The 21,475-nt window shown below is 54.1% G+C and carries 19 protein-coding genes; 10 read left to right on the plus strand and 9 right to left on the minus strand.

What is annotated here, in order from left to right; all coding sequences use genetic code 11:
* Positions 1 to 15: 15 nt before the first annotated feature.
* Both JO226_RS14780 and ydgH read right to left on the minus strand, forming a co-directional pair.
* Positions 16 to 1,398 (minus strand): amino acid permease, encoded by a 1,383-nt coding sequence (locus tag JO226_RS14780; RefSeq protein ID WP_293602305.1) that lies wholly within the window; start codon positions 1,396 to 1,398, stop codon positions 16 to 18.
* A 177-nt stretch (positions 1,399 to 1,575) separates the two neighbouring features.
* Positions 1,576 to 2,526: a DUF1471 family protein YdgH gene (gene ydgH / locus JO226_RS14785; protein ID WP_293602306.1), complete on the minus strand. Its 951-nt coding sequence runs from the start codon at positions 2,524 to 2,526 to the stop codon at positions 1,576 to 1,578.
* Between the two features lie 522 nt (positions 2,527 to 3,048).
* Between ydgH and pntA the strand changes: the two genes are divergently transcribed.
* The 6 genes from pntA (at position 3,049) to JO226_RS14815 (ending at position 10,049) form a co-directional block, all read left to right on the plus strand.
* On the plus strand, positions 3,049 to 4,578 hold the full coding sequence (gene pntA / locus JO226_RS14790; RefSeq protein ID WP_293602307.1) for a Re/Si-specific NAD(P)(+) transhydrogenase subunit alpha: 1,530 nt from the start codon (positions 3,049 to 3,051) through the stop codon (positions 4,576 to 4,578).
* A 10-nt stretch (positions 4,579 to 4,588) separates the two neighbouring features.
* Positions 4,589 to 5,977 (plus strand): Re/Si-specific NAD(P)(+) transhydrogenase subunit beta, encoded by a 1,389-nt coding sequence (gene pntB, locus JO226_RS14795; protein ID WP_293602308.1) that lies wholly within the window; start codon positions 4,589 to 4,591, stop codon positions 5,975 to 5,977.
* Between the two features lie 102 nt (positions 5,978 to 6,079).
* Complete coding sequence (gene leuE, locus JO226_RS14800) at positions 6,080 to 6,718, plus strand: leucine efflux protein LeuE (protein WP_293602309.1); 639 nt, start codon at positions 6,080 to 6,082, stop codon at positions 6,716 to 6,718.
* 32 nt (positions 6,719 to 6,750) lie between these two features.
* A complete protein-coding gene (locus tag JO226_RS14805; protein WP_293602310.1) occupies positions 6,751 to 7,869 on the plus strand; it encodes an S-(hydroxymethyl)glutathione dehydrogenase/class III alcohol dehydrogenase in 1,119 nt (372 codons plus the stop codon).
* A gap of 151 nt (positions 7,870 to 8,020) precedes the next feature.
* Positions 8,021 to 9,712 carry a methyl-accepting chemotaxis protein gene (locus JO226_RS14810; RefSeq protein WP_293602311.1) on the plus strand — a complete coding sequence of 564 codons (1,692 nt, stop codon included), beginning with the start codon at positions 8,021 to 8,023 and terminating at the stop codon, positions 9,710 to 9,712.
* Between the two features lie 148 nt (positions 9,713 to 9,860).
* Positions 9,861 to 10,049 carry a YdiH family protein gene (locus JO226_RS14815; RefSeq protein WP_293602312.1) on the plus strand — a complete coding sequence of 63 codons (189 nt, stop codon included), beginning with the start codon at positions 9,861 to 9,863 and terminating at the stop codon, positions 10,047 to 10,049.
* Positions 10,050 to 10,121: 72 nt separating this feature from the next.
* Here JO226_RS14815 and uspE read toward each other — a convergent pair whose 3' ends face one another.
* From uspE to ogt, 3 genes are all read right to left on the minus strand, one after another.
* Positions 10,122 to 11,072: a universal stress protein UspE gene (uspE, locus tag JO226_RS14820; RefSeq protein WP_293602313.1), complete on the minus strand. Its 951-nt coding sequence runs from the start codon at positions 11,070 to 11,072 to the stop codon at positions 10,122 to 10,124.
* A 227-nt stretch (positions 11,073 to 11,299) separates the two neighbouring features.
* Positions 11,300 to 12,052 (minus strand): fumarate/nitrate reduction transcriptional regulator Fnr, encoded by a 753-nt coding sequence (gene fnr, locus JO226_RS14825; RefSeq protein ID WP_293602314.1) that lies wholly within the window; start codon positions 12,050 to 12,052, stop codon positions 11,300 to 11,302.
* A 193-nt stretch (positions 12,053 to 12,245) separates the two neighbouring features.
* On the minus strand, positions 12,246 to 12,761 hold the full coding sequence (ogt, locus tag JO226_RS14830) for a methylated-DNA--[protein]-cysteine S-methyltransferase (protein ID WP_293602315.1): 516 nt from the start codon (positions 12,759 to 12,761) through the stop codon (positions 12,246 to 12,248).
* A gap of 159 nt (positions 12,762 to 12,920) precedes the next feature.
* On the opposite strand from ogt, the gene smrA reads away from it, so the two are divergent.
* Entirely contained in the window at positions 12,921 to 13,487 is a 567-nt protein-coding gene (gene smrA / locus JO226_RS14835) for a DNA endonuclease SmrA (protein ID WP_293602316.1), read from the plus strand.
* A gap of 73 nt (positions 13,488 to 13,560) precedes the next feature.
* On the opposite strand, the gene JO226_RS14840 is transcribed toward smrA, so the two are convergent.
* A complete protein-coding gene (locus JO226_RS14840) occupies positions 13,561 to 14,595 on the minus strand; it encodes an AI-2E family transporter (RefSeq protein WP_293602317.1) in 1,035 nt (344 codons plus the stop codon).
* A 394-nt stretch (positions 14,596 to 14,989) separates the two neighbouring features.
* Between JO226_RS14840 and mdtJ the strand changes: the two genes are divergently transcribed.
* From mdtJ to JO226_RS14855, 3 genes are all read left to right on the plus strand, one after another.
* A complete protein-coding gene (mdtJ, locus tag JO226_RS14845) occupies positions 14,990 to 15,355 on the plus strand; it encodes a multidrug/spermidine efflux SMR transporter subunit MdtJ (RefSeq protein WP_293602323.1) in 366 nt (121 codons plus the stop codon).
* Positions 15,342 to 15,671: a multidrug/spermidine efflux SMR transporter subunit MdtI gene (mdtI, locus tag JO226_RS14850; RefSeq protein WP_293602318.1), complete on the plus strand. Its 330-nt coding sequence runs from the start codon at positions 15,342 to 15,344 to the stop codon at positions 15,669 to 15,671. Before mdtJ ends, mdtI begins: the two co-directional genes overlap by 14 nt.
* 108 nt (positions 15,672 to 15,779) lie before the next feature.
* On the plus strand, positions 15,780 to 17,942 hold the full coding sequence (locus JO226_RS14855) for a bifunctional diguanylate cyclase/phosphodiesterase (RefSeq protein ID WP_293602319.1): 2,163 nt from the start codon (positions 15,780 to 15,782) through the stop codon (positions 17,940 to 17,942).
* Between the two features lie 5 nt (positions 17,943 to 17,947).
* Here the strand turns inward: JO226_RS14855 and JO226_RS14860 are convergent, their stop codons facing one another.
* The 3 genes from JO226_RS14860 to JO226_RS14870 all read right to left on the minus strand — a co-directional run bounded on the left by JO226_RS14860 (position 17,948) and on the right by JO226_RS14870 (position 20,931).
* The gene (locus JO226_RS14860; protein WP_293602320.1) at positions 17,948 to 18,769 is read right to left on the minus strand and encodes a serine protease; all 822 of its coding nucleotides are present in this window, start codon (positions 18,767 to 18,769) and stop codon (positions 17,948 to 17,950) included.
* A 260-nt stretch (positions 18,770 to 19,029) separates the two neighbouring features.
* Positions 19,030 to 19,296, minus strand: a complete 267-nt coding sequence (gene asr / locus JO226_RS14865; RefSeq protein ID WP_293602321.1) for an acid resistance repetitive basic protein Asr — start codon at positions 19,294 to 19,296, stop codon at positions 19,030 to 19,032.
* A gap of 147 nt (positions 19,297 to 19,443) precedes the next feature.
* Entirely contained in the window at positions 19,444 to 20,931 is a 1,488-nt protein-coding gene (locus JO226_RS14870; protein WP_293602322.1) for a carboxypeptidase M32, read from the minus strand.
* Positions 20,932 to 21,475 lie beyond the last annotated feature (544 nt).

Consider the following 21,475-nt stretch of genomic DNA (forward strand, 5'->3'; position numbering starts at 1 on the left):
TGGGGTAATTTCGCGTTACCCCACTAACATCCACGTTGCTGGAATTGCAGCAACCAATAATAACCCAATCAACGCGATTTCACGGCGATTCAGCATCTTGTCGAGCTCGTGGGTCCGGCGGGCATATATAAACACCATTAACCCCGGTGCATAGAGCACCACGGACAGCAGCAGGTGCATTGGCCCTGACGCATACAACAACCATAGGCCATAAATGCATGCTCCGATACCCACCGCCTTGTGCAGCGGTTTGGTGGCAACTTTTAACAGGAACGCGCCAACAAGGAAATAGGGCACCAGGATCATTTCTGACGCAATGGTCAGCAGCGTGTTGTAATCCGAACCGGTCAACCAAATCAGAATCAGGCAAATCTGCACGCTGAAGTTGGTCAGCCACAGCGACGACGACGGCGCGTTATTCTTATTCTGGCGAGCGAAAACCCGGGGGAACGCTTTATGCGTCGCCGCAATGAAAGGCACTTCTGCGGCCATAATTGTCCAGCTCAGATAGGCGCCGCAGACAGAGACAATAAGACCGGCGGCGATAACGATTTCACCCCATGACCCCATCATGCGCACCATCAAACCGGCCATCGACGGGTTGCGCATTTCTGCAAGCTCCGGACGGGCAACCACGCCCAGCGAGAGCAGCGTTACCAGCAGATAGACGCACAGCGCTGATACGACGGCGAGAAGCGTCGCGCGGCCGACATCTTTTTTATTGCGGGCGCGTGCCGAGACGACGACCGCGCCTTCTACCCCGATGAATACCCACAGGGTGATGAGCATGGTGTCTTTCACCTGCTCCCAGACCGGGACGCCGAGCGCAATACCGTGGAAGTCGAGGCTAAAGACATCGCTGTTAAAGGCCATCGCAGCCAGCACAACGAACAGGCCCAACGGCACCAGTTTGGCGAGCGTGGCGACCAGGTTGATCCCGGCGGCGGTTTGTACGCCGCGCAGTACCAGAAAATGAACCACCCACAGCAGAATGGACGCACCTGCCATGGCTTGCCAGGTATTACCGTCGCCGAACAGGCGCAGCTCAGGCGTATCGGTAAAAAAGCTCAGGGCGGAAAAGACAATCACCAGGTAGGAAACGTTGGCGATCACCGCACAGAGCCAGTATCCCCAGGCGGAGCAGAAGCCGATCAGCTCGCCGAAGCCTTCGCGGGCATAGGTAAAAATCCCGCCGTCCAGGTCAGGACGGATACGGGTCAACACCAGCATAGCAAAGGCGAGGAACAGAATGCCCACCCCGGTTATTGCCCAACCGATCAATAGCGCGGCCGGGCTGGCAACTTCCGCCATGTTCTGCGGTAAGCTGAAAACGCCCGCACCCAGCATTGAGCTAAGTACCAGGGCCGTCAGGGCGCTAAGGCCGAGTTTCTTTTCCATTGGCATCCTGTTGTAAGGGGGATCAATCCCAGAATATTTATTTTGCTAAATCGCATAAACATGGATGATTACGCTAAGGCGCGGGATTTTACGAAGAGAGTTGCAGGCTTGCAATGACAAGGACCAGAAAAAAACAAAAAAGGCAGCCGAAGCTGCCTTTGAAAGAAAAAATTTCGCTTATTTATACAGGTCAGCGCTGATCGTCATGTTACCGCCGCGTTCCTGCCACTGACGGGTGATGTGATAGTATTTCGCACCTTTCTTCGCTGCACGCTTAGCAACCTGATAAGAGATCTCAGTCATGTTGCCGTAGTTGCCGGTGAACTGAACGCTGTCAAACGGCACCATCTGGGCCGCAGCGACTTTATTCAGCTCTTCAATTTTAGTGCCGTCCGGAAGAGTGACGCTGTAACGTCCACCTTTTGACGACTGGGTTTCATAGAACAAACCTACACCAGCGGTTGAGCCGACGCTAGAAGAGGTGGCAACGCCTGGGATCTCAACTTTTTTAGCGGCTTCACCGCCCTGCGCCAGCGCTGCGCGGCCTGCGTCAGAGTTGGCCGGGATGGCGTCGGCGCTCTGAACTACGCGTTTTTTCGCATCGGCTTTGTAGATGTACGCGGTTACGCGCTGGTTGCCGCCGTCGTTGGCGTCAATCTGGCGAACGATGAAGAACGAGGCAGCGCCTTTTTCTTTCGCGGCCTTAGCGATAGCGGAGTTGACGTCCGGCTGGCTGCGATAGAAGCCCTGTACGGTCACGGTATCAAAAGGTTCAAGCTGAGCCGCCTGGTCTTTTGGCAATTCGGTCACGCCGTTAATGACGCGGTTTTTCGGCGCATCGGCTTTTGGCGCATCCTGCTTATAAAGGTCGGCGGTAACGCGCGAGTTGCCGCTGTTGCCATAGTCAAAGTTGCTAACAACATAGAAAGAGGCAGCACCTTCTTGATCCGCTTTATTCGAAACGGCCTGAACGGCATCGCCAATCGCATTGAAACGACCGGTAATTACGATACGGTCATATGGCTTGAGGGCTGCTGCTTGCTCCGGTGTCAACTCGGTGGCTGCATTAGCGGTAAACGCGGTCGCAGACAGGAGGGCTGACGCCAGGAGAGTGTTCTTAAGCTTCATAAAAATAATCCTTCGCCTTGCGCAAACCAGGTACTGGTATTGTTGTTGACTAGAAAACGTCGCTGATTATTGCATTTAATTTGCGTCACTGTCTGCGTCATTTTTCACTTCACGTGCGACCCTGATAACCGGTGACGATAACTTTTGATGATATGTTGAAAAAACAGGCGGTTGACCAATAAAATCGATAATCGTCATGCGTTTTATAAGTTAATGTAATGTTAAATTATATATTTTGCACCGAAAATAATCATGTTTTACCGCCTCGCTTAAGCGAATTATCAGGCTTGATGATCAAATTAAGGTAAATATTGCTGCCTGATCGCTGAAGAAGTGGCTTTTCCTCAATAAAATCACAATTCCTGTTTTCTGAAGGTGGATCACAACCGGCATTTTCAGTAGGTTATAGATAGTTTGTTACTGTTTTATTTTTCGGGGTTCGCCGCCTCCTTCTGATAAAGGGGGATGGATCGATCCGGTGAAACAACAAACCATCATTTTAATTCGATGGAAGGGAAAACTATGCGTATTGCGGTACCAAAAGAGACCCTGGCCCTGGAGACGCGAGTCGCAGCAACACCGAAAACGGTGGAACAGTTGCGTAAACTCGGGTTCACCGTGGCCATTGAAAGCGGGGCCGGAAAGCTGGCGAGCTTTGACGACCAGGCCTTTATTGACGCAGGGGCGGAGATCGTCGAAGGAAATGCCATCTGGCAGTCGGACATCATTCTTAAAGTGAATGCGCCGACGGACGACGAAATCGCGCTGCTCAACCCCGGCACGACGCTTATCAGCTTTATCTGGCCGGCGCAGAATGCCGAACTGATGGCAAAGCTTGCCGAACGAAATATCAACGCCATGGCCATGGACTCGGTACCGCGTATTTCCCGCGCCCAGTCTCTTGATGCGTTAAGCTCCATGGCCAACATCGCGGGTTACCGCGCTATCGTTGAGGCGGCACATGAGTTTGGCCGTTTCTTTACCGGGCAAATTACCGCGGCGGGCAAAGTGCCGCCAGCGAAAGTGATGGTTATCGGCGCGGGCGTTGCCGGGCTTGCCGCCATCGGCGCCGCCAACAGCCTCGGCGCTATCGTGCGCGCGTTCGACACGCGACCGGAAGTGAAGGAACAAGTCCAGAGTATGGGCGCTGAGTTCCTTGAGCTGGATTTCGAAGAAGAGGCCGGTAGCGGCGACGGCTATGCCAAAGTCATGTCCGAAGCCTTTATCAAGGCGGAAATGGCGCTTTTCGCCGCCCAGGCGAAAGAGGTGGATATCATCGTCACCACCGCGCTTATTCCGGGTAAACCGGCGCCGAAACTGATCACCCGTGAAATGGTGGACTCCATGACCCCGGGCAGCGTGATCGTCGATCTGGCGGCGCAAAACGGCGGCAACTGCGAATACACCGTGCCGGGAGAAATTTTTACCACGCCAGGCGGCGTAAGGGTCATTGGTTACACCGACCTTGCCGGACGCCTGCCGACGCAATCCTCGCAGCTGTATGGCACCAATCTGGTTAACCTGCTGAAGTTACTGTGCAGCGAAAAAGACGGCAATATCAAGATTGATTTTGACGACGTCGTGGTTCGCGGAGTAACGGTTATCCGCGACGGCGAAATTACCTGGCCTGCGCCGCCGATTCAGGTTTCCGTACAACCGAAAGCGGCGGTTAAAGCCGATACGGCGCCGGTTGCGCCAGCAAAACCTGCCTCGCCGTGGCGTAAATATGCGCTGATGGCGCTGGCGATTATTCTGTTTGGCTGGCTGGCAAACGTCGCACCGCAAGAGTTCCTCGGTCACTTTACCGTGTTTGCGCTTTCCTGCGTGGTCGGCTATTACGTGGTGTGGAACGTGTCTCATGCGCTGCATACCCCGTTGATGTCGGTCACGAACGCCATCTCCGGGATCATCGTCGTAGGGGCGCTGCTGCAAATTGGTCATGGCGGTTGGGTAAGCTTCTTAAGTTTTATCGCCGTACTGATTGCCAGCATCAATATTTTCGGTGGTTTCACTGTCACTCAGCGCATGCTGAAAATGTTCCGCAAAGGCTAAGGGGTAACAAATGTCTGGAGGATTAGTTACAGCTGCATACATTGTTGCCGCGATCCTGTTTATTTTCAGTCTGGCGGGGCTTTCTAAGCACGAAACCTCCCAGCAGGGGAACTACTACGGCATTGCCGGGATGGCGATTGCGCTGATTGCCACCATTTTCGGGCCGGACACCGGCAATGTTGCGTGGATTATCGTGGCGATGATCGTCGGCGGCGCCATTGGCATCCGTCTGGCAAAACGCGTTGAAATGACAGAAATGCCGGAACTGGTGGCGATTCTGCACAGCTTCGTGGGTCTTGCTGCGGTGCTGGTTGGCTTTAACAGCTACCTGCAGCACGAAACGGGGATGTCGCCGATTCTGGTGAATATTCACCTGACGGAAGTGTTCCTCGGGATCTTCATCGGCGCGGTGACCTTTACTGGCTCCATCGTGGCCTTCGGTAAACTGCGCGGTAAGATCTCCTCTAAACCGCTGATGCTGCCGAACCGCCATAAGCTGAACCTGGCGGCGCTGGTCGTTTCCTTCCTGCTTCTGGTTACCTTCGTGCGCACCGAAAGCGTGGGCATGCAGGTGCTGGCGCTGCTCATCATGACCGTTATCGCGCTGGCTTTCGGCTGGCATCTGGTGGCTTCCATCGGCGGCGCCGACATGCCGGTCGTGGTTTCCATGCTTAACTCCTACTCCGGGTGGGCGGCGGCGGCGGCGGGCTTTATGCTGAGCAACGACCTGCTGATCGTCACTGGCGCTCTGGTGGGTTCTTCCGGTGCTATCCTCTCCTACATCATGTGTAAAGCGATGAACCGTTCGTTCATCAGCGTTATTGCCGGGGGATTCGGTACCGATGGTTCCTCTGCCGGTAGCGATGAAGAGATGGGCGAGCACCGTGAAATCAGCGCGGAAGATACCGCAGAGATGCTGAAAAACTCTCACTCGGTCATCATCACCCCAGGCTACGGCATGGCGGTGGCGCAGGCGCAGTATCCGGTAGCGGAAATTACCGAAAGACTGCGTGCGCGCGGCGTGAAGGTGCGTTTTGGTATTCATCCGGTTGCCGGACGTCTGCCGGGCCACATGAACGTACTGCTGGCGGAAGCGAAAGTGCCGTACGACATCGTGCTGGAAATGGACGAAATCAATGATGATTTTATCGATACCGACACGGTGCTGGTCATCGGGGCGAACGACACCGTTAACCCGGCGGCGCAGGATGATCCGAAGAGCCCGATCGCCGGTATGCCGGTACTTGAGGTCTGGAAAGCGCAGAACGTTATCGTCTTTAAGCGTTCGATGAATACCGGCTATGCCGGTGTGCAGAACCCGCTGTTCTTTAAAGAAAACACCCATATGCTGTTTGGTGACGCCAAAGCCAGTGTGGATGCGATTCTGAAGTCGCTGTAAGCGATAGCGTAAAAAATATAAGCCGCCTCCGGTAAAAGGGAGGCGGCTTTTTTGTTATGATGTAGATCACACTTCGTGAATACACAAATAAGGGAGAGCAGGGTGTTTTCTGATTTCGGCGTGTTGAACTACTGGACCTACCTGATTGGCGCGATTTTCATCATTCTTGTGCCAGGCCCGAATACGTTTTTTGTTCTGCGCACCGGCGCGGCGCACGGTATCCGTATCGGTTATCTGGCTGCGTTAGGCGTGTTCGTCGGCGATGCGGTGCTGATGTTTCTTTCATACGCCGGGGTGGCGACGCTGATTAAAACAACGCCGGTCCTGTTTAACGTCGTGCGTTATCTGGGGGCGATTTATCTGCTGTATCTGGGCGGTAAAATGCTCTGGTCGGTACTGAAAAAACAGCAGGGCGCGCATGATGCTCAGGCTGAACCGCCGAGTGCAATTCTCAAGCGGGCGCTGACCCTGAGTCTCACCAACCCGAAAGCTATCCTGTTTTACGTCTCGTTCTTTGTGCAGTTTATCGATATCCATGCCCAGACGCCGGGCCTGGCATTTCTGATTTTGGCGATTACGCTGGAAGTGGTGAGCTTTGCCTACCTCAGCTTTCTTATCGTTTCAGGTTCGCTGGTAACACGCTATGTCCGCACCCGTAAGAAACTGGCGAAGATTGGCAACAGCCTGATTGGCCTGGTATTCGTGGGTTTCGCCGCTCGCCTGGCGTTTTTGCAGTCATAAGCGAATTCACCGTCACACAGGAAAAGACAACTATGAAATCACGTGCTGCAGTTGCGTTTGGCCCGGGCCAGCCGCTTAAGATTGTTGAGATCGACGTTGCGCCGCCGAAGAAGGGCGAGGTGCTGGTTAAGATAACGCATACTGGCGTCTGCCACACCGATGCGTTTACCCTTTCCGGTGATGACCCGGAGGGTGTATTCCCGGCGGTTCTCGGCCATGAAGGCGGCGGGGTTGTGGTTGAGGTGGGAGAAGGCGTAACCAGCCTGAAGCCAGGCGACCACGTGATCCCGCTGTATACTGCGGAATGTGGTGAGTGTAAGTTCTGTAAGTCGGGCAAAACCAACCTCTGCCAGGCGGTCCGCGCGACCCAGGGGAAAGGGTTGATGCCGGACGGCACCACGCGCTTTTCCTACAATGGTCAGCCGATTTATCACTATATGGGTACCAGCACCTTCAGTGAATATACCGTCTGCGCGGAGATTTCGCTGGCGAAGGTAAACCCGCAGGCACCGCTCGATAAAGTGTGTCTGCTGGGCTGCGGTGTGACTACCGGGATCGGCGCTGTTCACAATACGGCAAAGGTAAAAGCCGGTGACACCGTGGCGGTATTTGGCCTCGGCGGCATCGGGCTGGCGGTCATTCAGGGTGCGGTGCAGGCCAACGCCGGGCGCATTATTGCCATTGACACCAACCCGGATAAATTCAACCTCGCCAAAGAGATGGGCGCGACGGATTTCGTTAACCCGACTGATCACGATAAGCCAGTTCAGGACGTTATCGTTGAAATGACCGACGGCGGCGTGGATTTCAGCTTTGAGTGTATCGGCAATGTCAACGTGATGCGCGCCGCCCTCGAATGCTGCCATAAGGGATGGGGCGAGAGCGTGATTATCGGCGTCGCGGGCGCAGGGCAGGAAATTCGCACCCGTCCATTCCAGTTGGTGACCGGGCGCGTCTGGCGCGGTTCAGCGTTCGGCGGCGTAAAAGGGCGTAGCCAGTTGCCGGGCATGGTGGAGGACGCGATGGCCGGGAAAATTCGTCTCGATCCGTTTATTACTCACCGTCTGCCGCTTGAGCAAATCAATGACGCTTTTGACCTGATGCACGAAGGCAAATCTATCCGCACCGTTATCCACTTCGGCGATAACTAAGCGGGCGACCAGCGGGCTTCCCCGCTGGTTATCTCTTTTGCAAGAACTGTGATCCATGTTGCGCTTTTACCGGTAAGAGATTCTGTCGCCAGGCCGATGACTATCTTACGGGCGTGTTGGTACGCCTCTTACCCAAAGAGAGTCGATAGCCATGGACAAAACAGCAGCGATGCTCAAGCCACAAAAAGTCAGTTTTTTGCACCACATCAGGTTGGTTCCGCTTTTTTCCGCCATTCTGGGCGGTATTTTGCTGCTATTCGCATTAAGTTCAGGGCTCGCCGGGTATTTTTTACTACAGGCCGACAGCGATCAACGCGATGTGACCGAAGAGCTACAGGTGCGCACAGGACTGTCAAACAGCTCAAACCACCTTCGTACCGCGCGTATTAATATGGTCCATGCCGGGGCGGCCAGCCGTATCGCGGAAATGGACGATATGAAACAGAACATTGCCGACGCCGAACTGCGCATTAAACAGTCACAGCAAGGTTTCCAGGAATATGTGAACCGTCGGGTTAAAACGCCGGCAGATGAAGCGCTGGATGGCGACATCAATGCCCGCTACAACGCCTATGTCGCAGGCCTTCAGCCAATGCTGAAGTATGCCAAAAACGGCATGTTTGAGGCGATCATCAACCATGAAAACGAGCACGCTCGTCAACTGGATGCGGCGTACAACGATGTGCTGCAAAAGGCTATCCAGATCCGTAGCGACAGAGCGAATCAGCTTTCGGCATCGGCCCACAGCCGTACACAACTTGGCATCGCGTTTATGATTGGCGCCTTTGTGCTGGCGTTGGTGCTGACGCTGATAACCTTTATCGCGCTGCGCCGTACCGTGGTGAACCCGCTTAAACGGGCTCTGCAGCGCATTGAGCAGATTGCCGACGGTAACCTCACACTGCCGGATGAACTGACCGGGCGCAGCGAAATTGGCAAACTGAGCCATGAGCTACAGAAAATGCAGCGCGCGCTGTCGAAAACGGTGGGCACGGTTCGTCAGGGGACAGAGGAGATTTACCGCGGCACCAGCGAAATCTCTGCCGGAAACACCGATCTGTCGTCCCGAACCGAGCAGCAGGCGGCCGCCATTGAGGAGACTGCGGCCAGTATGGAACAGCTGACCGCAACGGTGAAACAAAACGCCGATAATGCCCACCATGCCAGCAAATTGGCGGAAGATGCCTCCGGTAAGGCCACGCGAGGCGGTCAGATTGTTTCCGGCGTGGTGTCAACGATGGGCAATATCTCCAGCAGCTCGAAGAAAATCTCGGAGATTACCGCGGTGATTAACAGCATTGCCTTCCAGACCAATATTCTGGCGCTGAACGCCGCGGTTGAAGCGGCGCGCGCTGGCGAGCAGGGGCGCGGCTTTGCGGTTGTTGCCAGCGAAGTGCGGACGCTGGCCAGTCGAAGCGCGCAGGCGGCGAAGGAGATTGAAGGACTTATCAGCGAATCCGTCACCCTAATCGATCGCGGGTCGGACGAGGTTGTGGCAGCGGGCAGCACGATGAAAGATATCGTGGAGGCGGTGAAACGCGTTACCGATATTATGCTGGAGATTGCGGCAGCCTCTGACGAGCAGAGCCGGGGGATCCAGCAGGTGAGCCAGGCCATTTCCGAAATGGATAACGTGACCCAGCAAAACGCCTCACTGGTCGAGGAGTCGTCTGCGGCGGCATCGTCGCTGGAAGAACAAGCGGCGCGCCTGACCGAAGCGGTAGGGGTATTTCGCCTGCAAGGCGGCGTCAGTGCCGTGCGCCAGAAGCAGGCACCTTCCGTCGCTCCGTTTGTCACGGCTCGCCCGGCGGTCGCTGACGGTGACAACTGGGAAACCTTCTGACCGCAAAGACCTGTCGCTGCGTCGCTTATGCCATTAAAACATAAGCAGCGCAGCGGTTAAAAAATATTCGCCCTAGATTGTCTTTGGTTAAAAAATCGGCAGGAAGGCGTGGTATACTTAACAGGTTTTCAACATAAATGAGGATGTTATGGATACCGAGTTAACCCCTGCGCAACTGGCTGTCGAATATCTCCGTCGCGACCCAACCGTTTTAACCCCGGCACAATACCTGAAACGTGTTAAACAGCTTGAACTGGAATTTGCCGACCTGATGTCGCTTTCCTCGCTTGAGCTCAAAGAAGAGATCGATTTCGCCTGGCGTCTGGGTATCCACTAAGCTGTCTTTCATGGCTAAAAAAAATCCCGGCAGGTATTCCCACCGGGATTTTTTGTTTATCGCCAGGTCAAATCAGTCGTCCTCTTCATCATCAAGCTCGACCGGACTCTGGTATTGGTCGGGTTTAAGCGCCAGAAGGTCGCAGCGCAGATGATCGATAACCTGTTCAGCCGTATTGCCAAGAAATGCGGCAGAGAGACCGGTACGACCCACGGTCCCCAGCACCACAACCCCCGCCTGTAGATGCTCCGCCAGGTCCGGGATCACCTCTTCAGGCAGGCCTTTTTCGACATGCGTCATATTCTCAGCGATGCTGAATTTTTGGCGCAGCGCTTTCATCGCCAGCAGGTGTTGTCCTCGAATGGCGTCGTTATAGACGCCGGGGTCAAAATCCGGTAGCTCAATGGCAATGTTAATCGGGGTAACCGGGTAGGCGCCGATAAGATGGACTTCAGTATGGTTAATCTGCTCCGCCAGCTGTAGCGTTTCGCGAACCAGCTTCTCGTTGAGGGCGTTGTGATACAGTTCTTCACTGGCCAGGTTGACGGCCACCAACGCTTTGCCGCCTTCCGGCCACGGCTGGTCTTTTACCATCCATACCGGACATGGGCATTTGCGCAGCAGATGCCAGTCGGTCGGGGTAAAAATGACGGCCTCAAGCTTGTCGTGTTGATGCGCCATTTTCAGCAGCAGGTCATGACCGCCGCTGATAATTTCCTGAATAATCGCTTCGAAAGGACGGTTATGCCAGACCACTTTGATATCAATCGGCACCCCGGTTTCGAGGTAATACTTCGCCTGCTCGCGGATCCACGCGGCGCGTTGGCTAATGACGCCCTGACGCATCGCGGTGCGCTCATCGGGCGACAGAAGGGTGGTCATCTCGTAGGAAAAATCGTAGATCGGCAAAAAGGCTTTGATGCGGCCACCAATCCGTTGATGCAAATAAACAGCACGCCGTAATGCCGGTTGATCATCCTGGTTCGGATCGATGGCAACCAGCATATTTTGATACTTCGCCATACTAGGTCTCCTTACAACTGTAACCACAGTCTGTAATTAAAAGATAACCCATATGTCCGGAATGAAACAGAGGTGAAACTCCACCAGATCAATAAATCAGGAAAATTTATATCGGGTTACCACCCCTGTGCGGTATACCGCGAAACCCGCGAGCTAGCCGTGTTATCGAATAAAGGAGGAAGAACCTCCGCCAGATCAATAAATCCGACGAAGGGGAGGCGAAGGGATCAGGCGACGTTGCGGGCCTGGCCAGCAAGTACCGCCAGCGCATCGCCATCTTCGATAGTGATGTATTTGCCTTTTACCGCCAGCATTCCACTTTTCTGGAAGCGGCCCAGCAGACGGCTGATGGTTTCCACGGTCAGGCCGAGATAGTTGCCGATATCGCCGCGGGTCATGGTTAAACGGAACTCACGCGGTGAGAAGCCGCGCTGCGCAAAGCGGCGGGAGAGGTTGTAGATAAAGGCTGCCAGACGTTCTTCCGCGTTCTTTTTCGACAGCAACAGGATCATATCCTGGTCGCCTTTGATCTCACCGCTCATCAAACGCATCATCTGCTGGCGCAGATTCGGCATTTTGCCGGACAGGTCATCCAGGGTTTCAAAGGGGATTTCGCAGACCATTGATGTTTCCAGCGCCTGCGCAAAGCTCGGGTGATGGCCGGTGCCGATAGCATCGAAACCGACCAGGTCGCCTGCCAGATGAAAGCCCGTTATCTGCTCATCACCTTGTTCGGTGATGGTATAGCTCTTAATGGTACCGGAGCGAATGGCATATAACGATTTCAGTTCGTCACCTGCTTTGAATAGCGTTTGCCCTTTCTGAATGGGCTTTTTCCGCTCGATAATATTATCGAGTTGATCAAGCTCATGCTCGTTCAGGGTGAACGGGATACACAGTTGGCTGATACTGCAATCCTGGCAGTGGATGGCACAACCGCCAGACTGAATGCGTCGTATAATTCGCTTTTCCGGGATCATAGATATGCTCGAGCCGTAATTGATATTAGTCAATTTTAACATCTTTTTGGTGAGCAAGTAAGTCTCGAAAACCCGATTCACGCAATATTAGAATGGGAAATGAGATATTGATTATATCATATTGATATCTATGGCTATATTAGGTTTTTTTGAATGTAAAGTCCCTCAGAATTTCCAGATAAGGCACAGAAAATCAAAGCAGCAGATACCCTTCGTGACGCAACAACCACTCTTTGCGCTGCACACCGCCGGCATATCCGGTCATGGTGCCATTGCGGCCAATAACGCGATGGCAGGGCACAACGATGCTGACGGGATTGGAACCATTTGCCGCGCCTACCGCGCGGGCGGCGCCTGGCCGTCCCAACTGTTCCGCCAGTTGCCCATAGTGCATCACCTGGCCGCAGGGGATGGCGCGTAAGGTTTTCCAGACTTCGCGCTGAAAGGGCGTTCCCGCCGTTTCGCTTGGTAGTGTGTCGATAATGGCAAGGTCGCCGTCAAAATAGGCCCGGAGTTTGTCGCTCAAACCGCCTGGGTTGTCTGACGCGCGGCGCTGATAACCTTCGCGGCGATAGTGGATATCCAGCAGTTGTTCCATTCGGTCGCTGTGCTCTTCCCACTCGACGGCCCGCAGGCGAAACTGCTCATCACACAGGATCCACAGCGGTCCTACCGGCGTGGCGATTTTGTCTTCAAGCAGTGTCAACATGGCAGATCCTTTCATTGAGTGGCAGCGATATCACGCACTGTAGGTAGGGCGCCACAATATCATGCCCCGGCACCTGCAACCATACCCACAAAGGTTGGCATTGAGCCGGGTTCTGGCGGGCGTTATAGTATCGCCGTCGCTGTAAGCGGAGGAGAGATCATGAACCCTGACGACAAATCGCTGTTTCTTGACGCCATGGAGGATGTCCAGCCCCTGAAGCGGTGTAGCAATGACATTTGCTGGCAGCCCAGCCGCAATACCCGTGCCGTTCAACGAATCGATATGCTCCAGTTGGATAATTTCCTGACCACGGGCTTTCTTGACGTACTACCTCTTGGCGAGCCGTTAGCCTTTAAGCGAGAAGGTTTGCAGACGGGCGTTCTGCACAAGCTGCGACAGGGCAAGTACAGCCAGCAGGCAAGTCTCAACCTGCTGCGTCAACCTGTCGAGCAGTGCCGACAAATGCTGTTTGCCTTTATTCATCAGGCACGGCAGGACGGGTTACGCAATATCCTCATCATTCATGGCAAGGGCCGGGAAGATCGCTCGCACGCCAATATCATCCGCAGCTATCTGGTGCGCTGGCTCACCGAATTTGAGGATGTACAGGCTTTCTGTACGGCACTACCGCATCATGGCGGCAGCGGGGCATGCTATGTCGCGCTGAAGAAATCGGCGGAAGCGAAACAGGAAAACGGGGAGCGACACGCCAAACGTAGCCGCTAATCACCAGAGTAAGAACGTGTTCCTGCGTCACTGACATGTGACATTGTCACTTCTTACTCTGGATGTCATTGCATCACGGTTTGCTGAGATCGCTGAGCAATACGGCGATACCCTTACCGCCCACCGAATGTTCCAGCGCGATTTTAACGATAATGGTCAGCGGCACCGACAGGAGCATCCCCACCGGGCCGAGCAGCCAGCCCCAGAATATCAACGACAGGAATACCACCAGCGTAGATAGCCCGAGTCCACGGCCCATGATCCGCGGTTCGAGAATGTTGCCGAACAGCATATTGATCGCCAGATAACCGGCCATCACCAGCAGCGCGTCATAGATGCCGCCGAAAACCAGCACCTGCAAAATGGGGGGAATTGCCGCCAGAATAGAACCGATGTTCGGGATGTAGTTCAGCGCAAAGGCCACCATACCCCAGATAAACGCAAAGCGAACGTCCAGCAGCGCCAACATCCCCCAGGCCACCAGTCCGGTCACCAGGCTGATGGCGGTTTTCAGCACCAGATAGTGCGTCACACTGTTGATGGCGCGTTGGATAGCGGCCATCCCTTCCACCGGGCGCGACATCAATTGCTGTAGTTTGGTGGGAAGCTGAGGAACCTCGAGCAACATAAATACCACGGTAAGCAGCAGCAGGAAAACTGACGACATGGCGTTAGATAACTGCGTCAGAAAACGCGTGACCAGCAACATTGCGGCGTTAGGATCGATAAATTTGCTTAACTGATCGACCGATACCTGAATACCCAGCCGGTGCAGCGCCAGCTCAATGTTCTGCAACGGAACAATCAGGGATGTACGGTACTGCGGCACGGTGCGTCCCAGTTCATTCAACGAGGTGCCAAGTGAGGCCAGCAGCAGCACCGCCAGCAGGATAATGAACGCGATAAGCAGCGTGACGGCCAGAACGCGCGGGATCCGCCAGCGCACCATACACTGCACTACCGGGTTAAGGATAACCGCGATGAACAGGGCGAGAATAAAGGGTACGACGATCTCCACAGCGAAGCGAATACCGGTGAGGATGATGACCAGCATGCCCAGCATGATGACTATCTTTAATCCATTAAGTGTGATGATGGGCTTTGCCATAGCGGCTCCTGCAAATAATCCGGGGAAGCATCATAAAGGTGAACTCCGCCAGAATAAACGTATTTACATCAAATATTTTGGGTAAAGAAGTGCAAAGACTTTGTGTTTATTGTAGCGCTATGCCAGAATCATAGTGTGTTTAACTACCGAGGACAATTTTCATCCGCAATGACGAGAAGCAACACCGCGGATAATTGTAATTTTATGGACAACGTATTCAGGACGTTTACTTTTACTACTTCTTTTTTACCTCTCTCTTTCTGCCTGTTATCTGGTGAACAACACTGGCGCTCAGCGCTTTAGTCGCCTCTTCTGCATCATCTGAATTTTAAGCTTTTTTTCGGTTTACGCACTTCGTAAGCCGCAGCGGATTATATTCTCTTGCAGGAGAAACATCATGTTCTACTGGATATTATTAGGCCTGGCGATCGTTGCTGAAATTACCGGCACCCTGTCGATGAAATGGGCCAGCGTTAGCGATGGGCACACCGGCTATATTTTTATGCTGGCGATGATCGCGCTGTCATATATTTTTCTGTCTTTTGCGATTAAAAAAATTGCCCTTGGCGTGGCGTACGCGCTGTGGGAAGGCGTGGGTATTCTGCTTATCACACTGTTCAGCGTGCTGCTGTTTGATGAGAGCCTGTCGCCGATGAAAGCGGTGGGGTTGGCCACCCTGGTGGCGGGGATAGTGCTGATCAAGTCGGGTACCCGCAAAGCGAAAGCGCCGCGTACTGAGGTGAATCATGCCGCAGTTTGAATGGGTTCACGGCGCCTGGCTTGCCGGGGCCATTATCCTGGAAATCATCGCCAATATTTTTCTCAAATTTTCTGACGGTTTTCGCCGTAAAACCTACGGCGTGCTGTCCTTGCTGGCCGTACTCGGTGCCTTCAGTGCGCTGTCGCAAGCCGTGAAGGGGATAGACCTGTCGGTCGCCTATGCCGTCTGGGGCGGTTTTGGCGTCGCCGCCACGCTGGCAGCAGGCTGGATCCTGTTTGGCCAGCGCCTGAATAAAAAAGGCTGGGTCGGTTTAGGCCTGCTGTTGGTCGGTATGGTGATGATTAAACTTGCCTGATGTGATCGCTGCCCCTGTTTGCGGGCAGCGAAATGCGCTAGCTGTATTACGCTTGTAAAACGGAGGGAAAATACCTCCGGACGGCCAATGCGTGCATGAGGATAGCGAATGTTTAATCCATCAGGCTGGCGCAACATCGCAACAGCCAAGACGTTGTTTGTCATGACCTTCCTGGCCGGTATTGGCCTGATTGTTTCTATTGTTTCGCTTCTTTATCTCTCACAGCATCTTATCAGCAGTAAAACCAATGAAATTGACGCCCATCGTTCGGCGCTGTCGGTGGAGGGCGCGCTACAGACTTCCGTCAACCGGGTACTCTCATTAGTCGTTGATAACGCCATTTGGGATGATGCCGTTCGCCAGGTGTATCGCCCGAAACTGGATACTCGCTGGCTGTATAACACCTGGGGCGCGGGGTACAAAATTAATGACCTCTACGACGGCACCTTTGTGCTGGATGAGCAATACCGCGTACTGTGGGGCTCGTTTCGCCATCAGCCGTTTCGGGAAAACGATCTGCGTTTCTTCGGCGAGGGTCTGCAGGCGCTGATCGCACAGCATCGCGACGACCTGCTGACGGGGAAGAATATCTTTGCGGGCATCACCCAAACCAGCGCAGGTATTGCCTTTGTCGGCATTGGCCTGATCCGACCGATGACCGGGCGACTGCAGGTGTATGACGCCACCCGTCGGTATCTGGTCATCACCCGGCATATCAATCCCGACATCCTGCGGGATCTGGGCAATACCTTTCAGGTTACCGATCTCCATCTGACCAATGAAAAAAGCAGCGAATACAGTATCCCTTTACTCACGTCGAGTGGAAAACAGGTGGGTTTTCTAAACTGGCAACCACGGTTGCCTGGCGCCGAGGCTGCCGCTGCGGCTTCTTCGGGCATTCGCCAGATAGTGGCGCTCGCCGCAGGGCTCATCTTATTCTTTATCGTATTAAGCAGTCTGGGACTGTATAAGCTGGCGCGAGGTGAAAAACAGGCGCGGGACATTGCGCTCACTGACTGGCTCAGCCATCTGCCGAACCGACGGGCATTGATTGAACAGCTTGAGCGGGTCAGAAAACACAATGATGATGAACTCAGAACCGTGGTGTTTATTGACCTCGATGGCTTCAAGGACGTGAATGATATCTATGGCCATGACGTTGGCGATGCGCTGATTATCCGCATTGCGCATACGCTTCACTCGCTGGCGCCTGCCGACGGTATGTTGGCCCGCATGGGCGGTGACGAGTTTGCGATGACCGTCGGTGGCGCGCTATCAGAACAAAAAGCGGCGGCATTTGCCGGCAGCGTGCTCGACTTTCTCAACACGTCCATTCGCATCAGCGAGCGAACCATTCATATCAGCGCCAGCATCGGTATTGCCAGCGGGACGTTGCGGGAGTGCACCACCTCAGAGCTTTTCAGGCGGGCGGATATCGCGATGTACCACTCCAAAATTACCGGAAAAGGGCGCATCACCCATTATGACGCAGAGATCAACAGCGCCAGGGAACGTCAGCTCACCATTGAAAATGATATCCGGGATGGGCTGGAACGTAACGAATTTGACGTCTGGTACCAGCCGATCGTGGACGCCCGCAACCTGACAATGACGGCCGTTGAGGCCCTGGTTCGCTGGCCGCGTCGACCTGCCGGTGAGCTAAAGCCGGATGCCTTTATCGCCATTGCCGAAAGCAGCGGGCTGATTTATTCCCTCGGCCAATTCGTCTTGCGCCGCGCCTGTTCCGATATGCAAAAGCTGGGCGACCTGAAGCTGTCGGTCAATATCTCACCCGCACAGTTTCGTGACCCGGAATTTGAGGATAAGGTTGCCCAAGTGCTTGAGACCAGCGGTTTTCCGGCGCAGCGGCTGCAGCTGGAGGTCACCGAAACCTATGTGCTGGAAAACCCGGAGCGCGCGCATTCAGCCATTACCAACCTTAAAATGCTCGGCACCGCCGTGGCGTTGGATGATTTCGGGACCGGCTACTCGAGCATCGGCTATTTGCGACGCTTCAACTTCGATACCATCAAAATCGACAAATCGCTGGCGGGTCTTGTTGATGATGACGAGCAGGCGGCGGCGCTGGTCAGCGGGACTATTCGTATCGCCAGCGCTTTGGGTATGACGGTGATCGCCGAAGGGGTCGAGAATGAAAAACAGATGAAGCTGTTGCGTCTCGCCGGGTGCGATCAGCTGCAGGGCTTTTTTTTCAGTGAACCGATGCCCGTCGCGTCGCTGCTACAACTTCGACAGCAGCGACAATGCTAGCCCGGTTATTCGTTGGCCAGCGCTTCGAGTTTATCGCGAAAACCGGTCACCGAGATGGCTCGGTTGTCAGCGCGCCAGCGGTCTTTTGCCGCTGGCGCTGAGCTTTGAACGCCAATCACCTGCCAGCCCGCGTCGGTTTTCAGCATCAGCGGCGAACCGCTGTCGCCCGGCAGCGTGTCACACTGGTGTGATAGCACGCTGGTTTGCGCCCATCCCGTCACCACGCAGTCATTGTGTGTATAAAGGGAATCCAGATGATCGAGCGGATAACCGGACTGGGTAACCTTGCGGTCTGTCGCTTTTAACGCTGCGGTCAGCGCGGCTTTATCGCCTTCAAACAGCGGCAGCGGCGTAATTCCGGAGGGCGGGTAGCGTAATACGATAAGCCCAAAGTCCCAGGGGGCTGCGGAAGGGGGCACAATCCAGCCATCGCCGTCGGCTTTCAGCCGTTTGCCAAGCGACGGGTCGACACGGCCTTCAATGCCGTGGATCTCATAGCGCCAGACACCTTTTTGCGAGATGAACCGCAGCGCGACAGCTTTATCCGGTTTCCCGCGGGGCGGGGTCAGCAGACAGTGTCCCGCCGTTAAGGCCAGATGTGGAGAGATAAGCGTCGCTGTACACAGATTGCCGCTGGCGGTTTCCAGCTGGCCGATAGCATCCCATGGCGACTCGGTCGGATTGCTGATACGAACACGGTCATCATGGCCGAAAAATAAGGTCTTAACCTCTTTGGCGCTCAGGCCATCGTCATCGCCGTTATCAGCATGAGCATAAGAGGAGAGCAGGCAAAGCGATCCCAGTAATAGCACTACGGTTTTGCGCATAACATTCTCTGGTGGGACAATTATGATTATAAAAAGTAGAACCCAATGATATTACTATAGACGGGACGAGTCAAAAGTGGGAGTAAAATCAGCGTGCTACACTCAAGACAGGAAGAAGCGAGTGGCGATCAGCGCGCAAATAATCAGCAATATAAGGATGAGCTCAAAGCGATAGCGGCGCAACATCATTGCTCTCCAGAAAAAAACGGCGCTGAAACAGCGCCGATTTAGTGTACAGGACAGTACTACCGGAAGCGAAATTATGCTGCCGGCTGAGCAGCTGGTTTAGCAGCCTGGTGCTTGGTGTGTTTTTTGGTATGTTTTTTAGCGGACTGAGCTTTCTGCTCTGCTGCTGGTTTAGCGGCCGCTTTTTTGTGTTTTTTGTGATGCGTGGTCTTCGCCGGCGCAGCGTGAGTTGCAGTAGCGGCAGCAGCAGGCGCCTGAGTGGTGCTTGCAGTGTCAGCAGCGAATGCAGCAGAAGACAGACCCATAGCAGCGGCAACAACCAGAGCTAATACTTTTTTCATTCTGAAATCCTCGAATTGGTTTCTAATGTTCAACCCCTCTGCGGGGCCGTTGAAGTAACTATATTCTTGTCTTTTCAAGGATTCCGTTGGTGATTGGTATCGGCGTGTAACTGAATGTACAACGCCGGGTTCAACCCCGGCGTTGTATTACAGGTAGCGTGACATCAGGTGCTGGCGGAAATGCTGGCTGTTAAGATCTTCGCCAGTGGCGTTGATGATGAGCTCCGAGGTGCTATAGCGGCTGCCGTGCCGCCAGATGTTCTGCTGCAGCCAACCGAATAACGGGCTGAAGTCGCCGTTAGCAAGGGCGGTATCGAGCGTCGGCACAGCCTTACGCGCCGCCTGAAAGAGCTGCGCGGCGTACATTGCCCCAAGCGTGTAGGACGGGAAGTACCCAAACCCGCCGTCGGTCCAGTGAATATCCTGCATGCAGCCGTTGCGGTAATTACCCGCCGTGGATAACCCCAGCCAGTGCTGCATTTTCTCATCCCACAGCGCCGGAATATCGTCCACTTCAATATCGCCGTCGATCAGCGCCCGCTCTATGTCATAACGCAAAATGACGTGCGCGGGATAACTGACTTCATCGGCATCCACCCGGATGTAGCCCGGCTCCACGCGCTGGCTCCAGGCGATGAAATTCTCTACGCCGAAGGCCGGTTGATTGCCAAAGCGCTGTCGAAGCGCCGGGAGAATATGCTGTAAAAATGCCGGGCTGCGGCCAAGCTGCATTTCAAAAAACAGACTCTGCGATTCGTGAATTGCCGTTGAACGGGCAAGCGCGATGGGCTGTCCGGCCCAGTGACGGGGCAGATTTTGTTCATAACGCGCATGACCGGTTTCATGAATAACCCCGAACAGCGCGCTCAGCAGATCGTTTTCATCATAGCGGGTCGTGATGCGGACATCTTCCGGAACGCCGCCGCAGAACGGATGCGCGCTGACGTCCAGACGACCGCCGTCAAAATCGAACCCGAGCATCTTCATGGCTTCCAGCCCGACCTGGCGCTGGCTTTCTGTCGGAAACGGCCCCTGAGGCGTTATCACGGTTTGCGAGGCCTGTTTATCGACCACGGTGGCCAACAGGTCGGGGAGCCAACTTTTGAGACTGGCAAACAGCGTATCGAGACGTTGGCTGGTCATTCCGGGTTCAAAAATATCCAGTAGGGCGTCATACCGGGAACCGCCGCGGGCTTGTGCGCGCAGGTGAGCCTCCTCGCGGCTCAGTTTGACAACCTCTTTCAGGTTGGGCGCAAAACCCTGCCAGTCGTTGTTTTTCCGCTGTGTGCGCCACGCGTGTTCGCAGCGGCTACCGGCCAGCGCTTTGGCTTCAACCAGACTTTCAGGAAGCAGGGCGGCCTGACTGTGCGCGCGAGTCATTTCTTGCAGGTTAGCTCGCTCATCATCCGTGAGGTCTTCCTGCGAGGCGGCCAGAAGCTGCTCACCGACGTTTTTATTGGTAAGAATTTGATGCTGCAAAAGCCCCAATTCCGCCAGCGCTTCACCGCGTGCCGCGCTACCGCCGGGGGGCATCATGGCAAACATGTCCCAACTGGCGATGGCGGAGAGATGAGAAAAACGAGAGAGGCGCTGAAATATGCGAGTAAGTTCGTGATAGCAAGTGTTTTTATGCATTCTAAGTCCCATAAGGCAGGTGAAGAATCAATGTATGCGCATAAGATAAAACGAATATTTACGCTAGGCTGAACACTGTGTTGTGTCAACATGATCACCCCGTCAGTGACAGTGTCACGTAAACGACAGGTTTTCAGATGACCAGGCAGGAGGGTGGGCGCAGTCGCAAGGATTTTTATGGGGGAAATGACGCGTTCTCACAAATGTCATGCTATCAAGGCATAATAATGACTTCAATACCGTGAGCATTGTCAAAGTACAATGTGTATTTGTTTATTTTAAAACAACTATTTTTTTTTCAGGAAGAATGACAGCTTGAAATCCAGGTAATACAATCATAGGCAGAGAGCAGGTTCCATATGAGAATGACTCTCTTTTATAACCTGAGTACTGGTTCTCTACTGTTGTATTTCGATATGTCAATTTACTAAGAACTTACTATTATACTGGCTATCCCATAAACAATACTAAGGGTTACAACATGCGTATTATTCCTAAGTTAATGATTGCAATGGCTTCTTTCGCGTTCGTCACTAGCGTTAGC

The organism is Pluralibacter sp., from assembly GCF_019237635.1.
GTDB lineage: Bacteria > Pseudomonadota > Gammaproteobacteria > Enterobacterales > Enterobacteriaceae > Enterobacter_B.

Coding starts and splice junctions, on each gene's coding strand:
- JO226_RS14870 (WP_293602322.1), bottom strand. CDS start 20,931: ATGCATAAAAACACTTGCTATCACGAACTTACTCGCATATTTCAGCGC.
- JO226_RS14780 (WP_293602305.1), bottom strand. CDS start 1,398: ATGGAAAAGAAACTCGGCCTTAGCGCCCTGACGGCCCTGGTACTTAGC.
- JO226_RS14840 (WP_293602317.1), bottom strand. CDS start 14,595: ATGGCAAAGCCCATCATCACACTTAATGGATTAAAGATAGTCATCATG.
- ogt (WP_293602315.1), bottom strand. CDS start 12,761: ATGTTGACACTGCTTGAAGACAAAATCGCCACGCCGGTAGGACCGCTG.
- JO226_RS14810 (WP_293602311.1), top strand. CDS start 8,021: ATGGACAAAACAGCAGCGATGCTCAAGCCACAAAAAGTCAGTTTTTTG.
- fnr (WP_293602314.1), bottom strand. CDS start 12,052: ATGATCCCGGAAAAGCGAATTATACGACGCATTCAGTCTGGCGGTTGT.
- mdtI (WP_293602318.1), top strand. CDS start 15,342: ATGCCGCAGTTTGAATGGGTTCACGGCGCCTGGCTTGCCGGGGCCATT.
- uspE (WP_293602313.1), bottom strand. CDS start 11,072: ATGGCGAAGTATCAAAATATGCTGGTTGCCATCGATCCGAACCAGGAT.
- ydgH (WP_293602306.1), bottom strand. CDS start 2,526: ATGAAGCTTAAGAACACTCTCCTGGCGTCAGCCCTCCTGTCTGCGACC.
- pntB (WP_293602308.1), top strand. CDS start 4,589: ATGTCTGGAGGATTAGTTACAGCTGCATACATTGTTGCCGCGATCCTG.
- smrA (WP_293602316.1), top strand. CDS start 12,921: ATGAACCCTGACGACAAATCGCTGTTTCTTGACGCCATGGAGGATGTC.
- JO226_RS14805 (WP_293602310.1), top strand. CDS start 6,751: ATGAAATCACGTGCTGCAGTTGCGTTTGGCCCGGGCCAGCCGCTTAAG.
- JO226_RS14855 (WP_293602319.1), top strand. CDS start 15,780: ATGTTTAATCCATCAGGCTGGCGCAACATCGCAACAGCCAAGACGTTG.
- JO226_RS14860 (WP_293602320.1), bottom strand. CDS start 18,769: ATGCGCAAAACCGTAGTGCTATTACTGGGATCGCTTTGCCTGCTCTCC.
- pntA (WP_293602307.1), top strand. CDS start 3,049: ATGCGTATTGCGGTACCAAAAGAGACCCTGGCCCTGGAGACGCGAGTC.
- JO226_RS14815 (WP_293602312.1), top strand. CDS start 9,861: ATGGATACCGAGTTAACCCCTGCGCAACTGGCTGTCGAATATCTCCGT.
- asr (WP_293602321.1), bottom strand. CDS start 19,296: ATGAAAAAAGTATTAGCTCTGGTTGTTGCCGCTGCTATGGGTCTGTCT.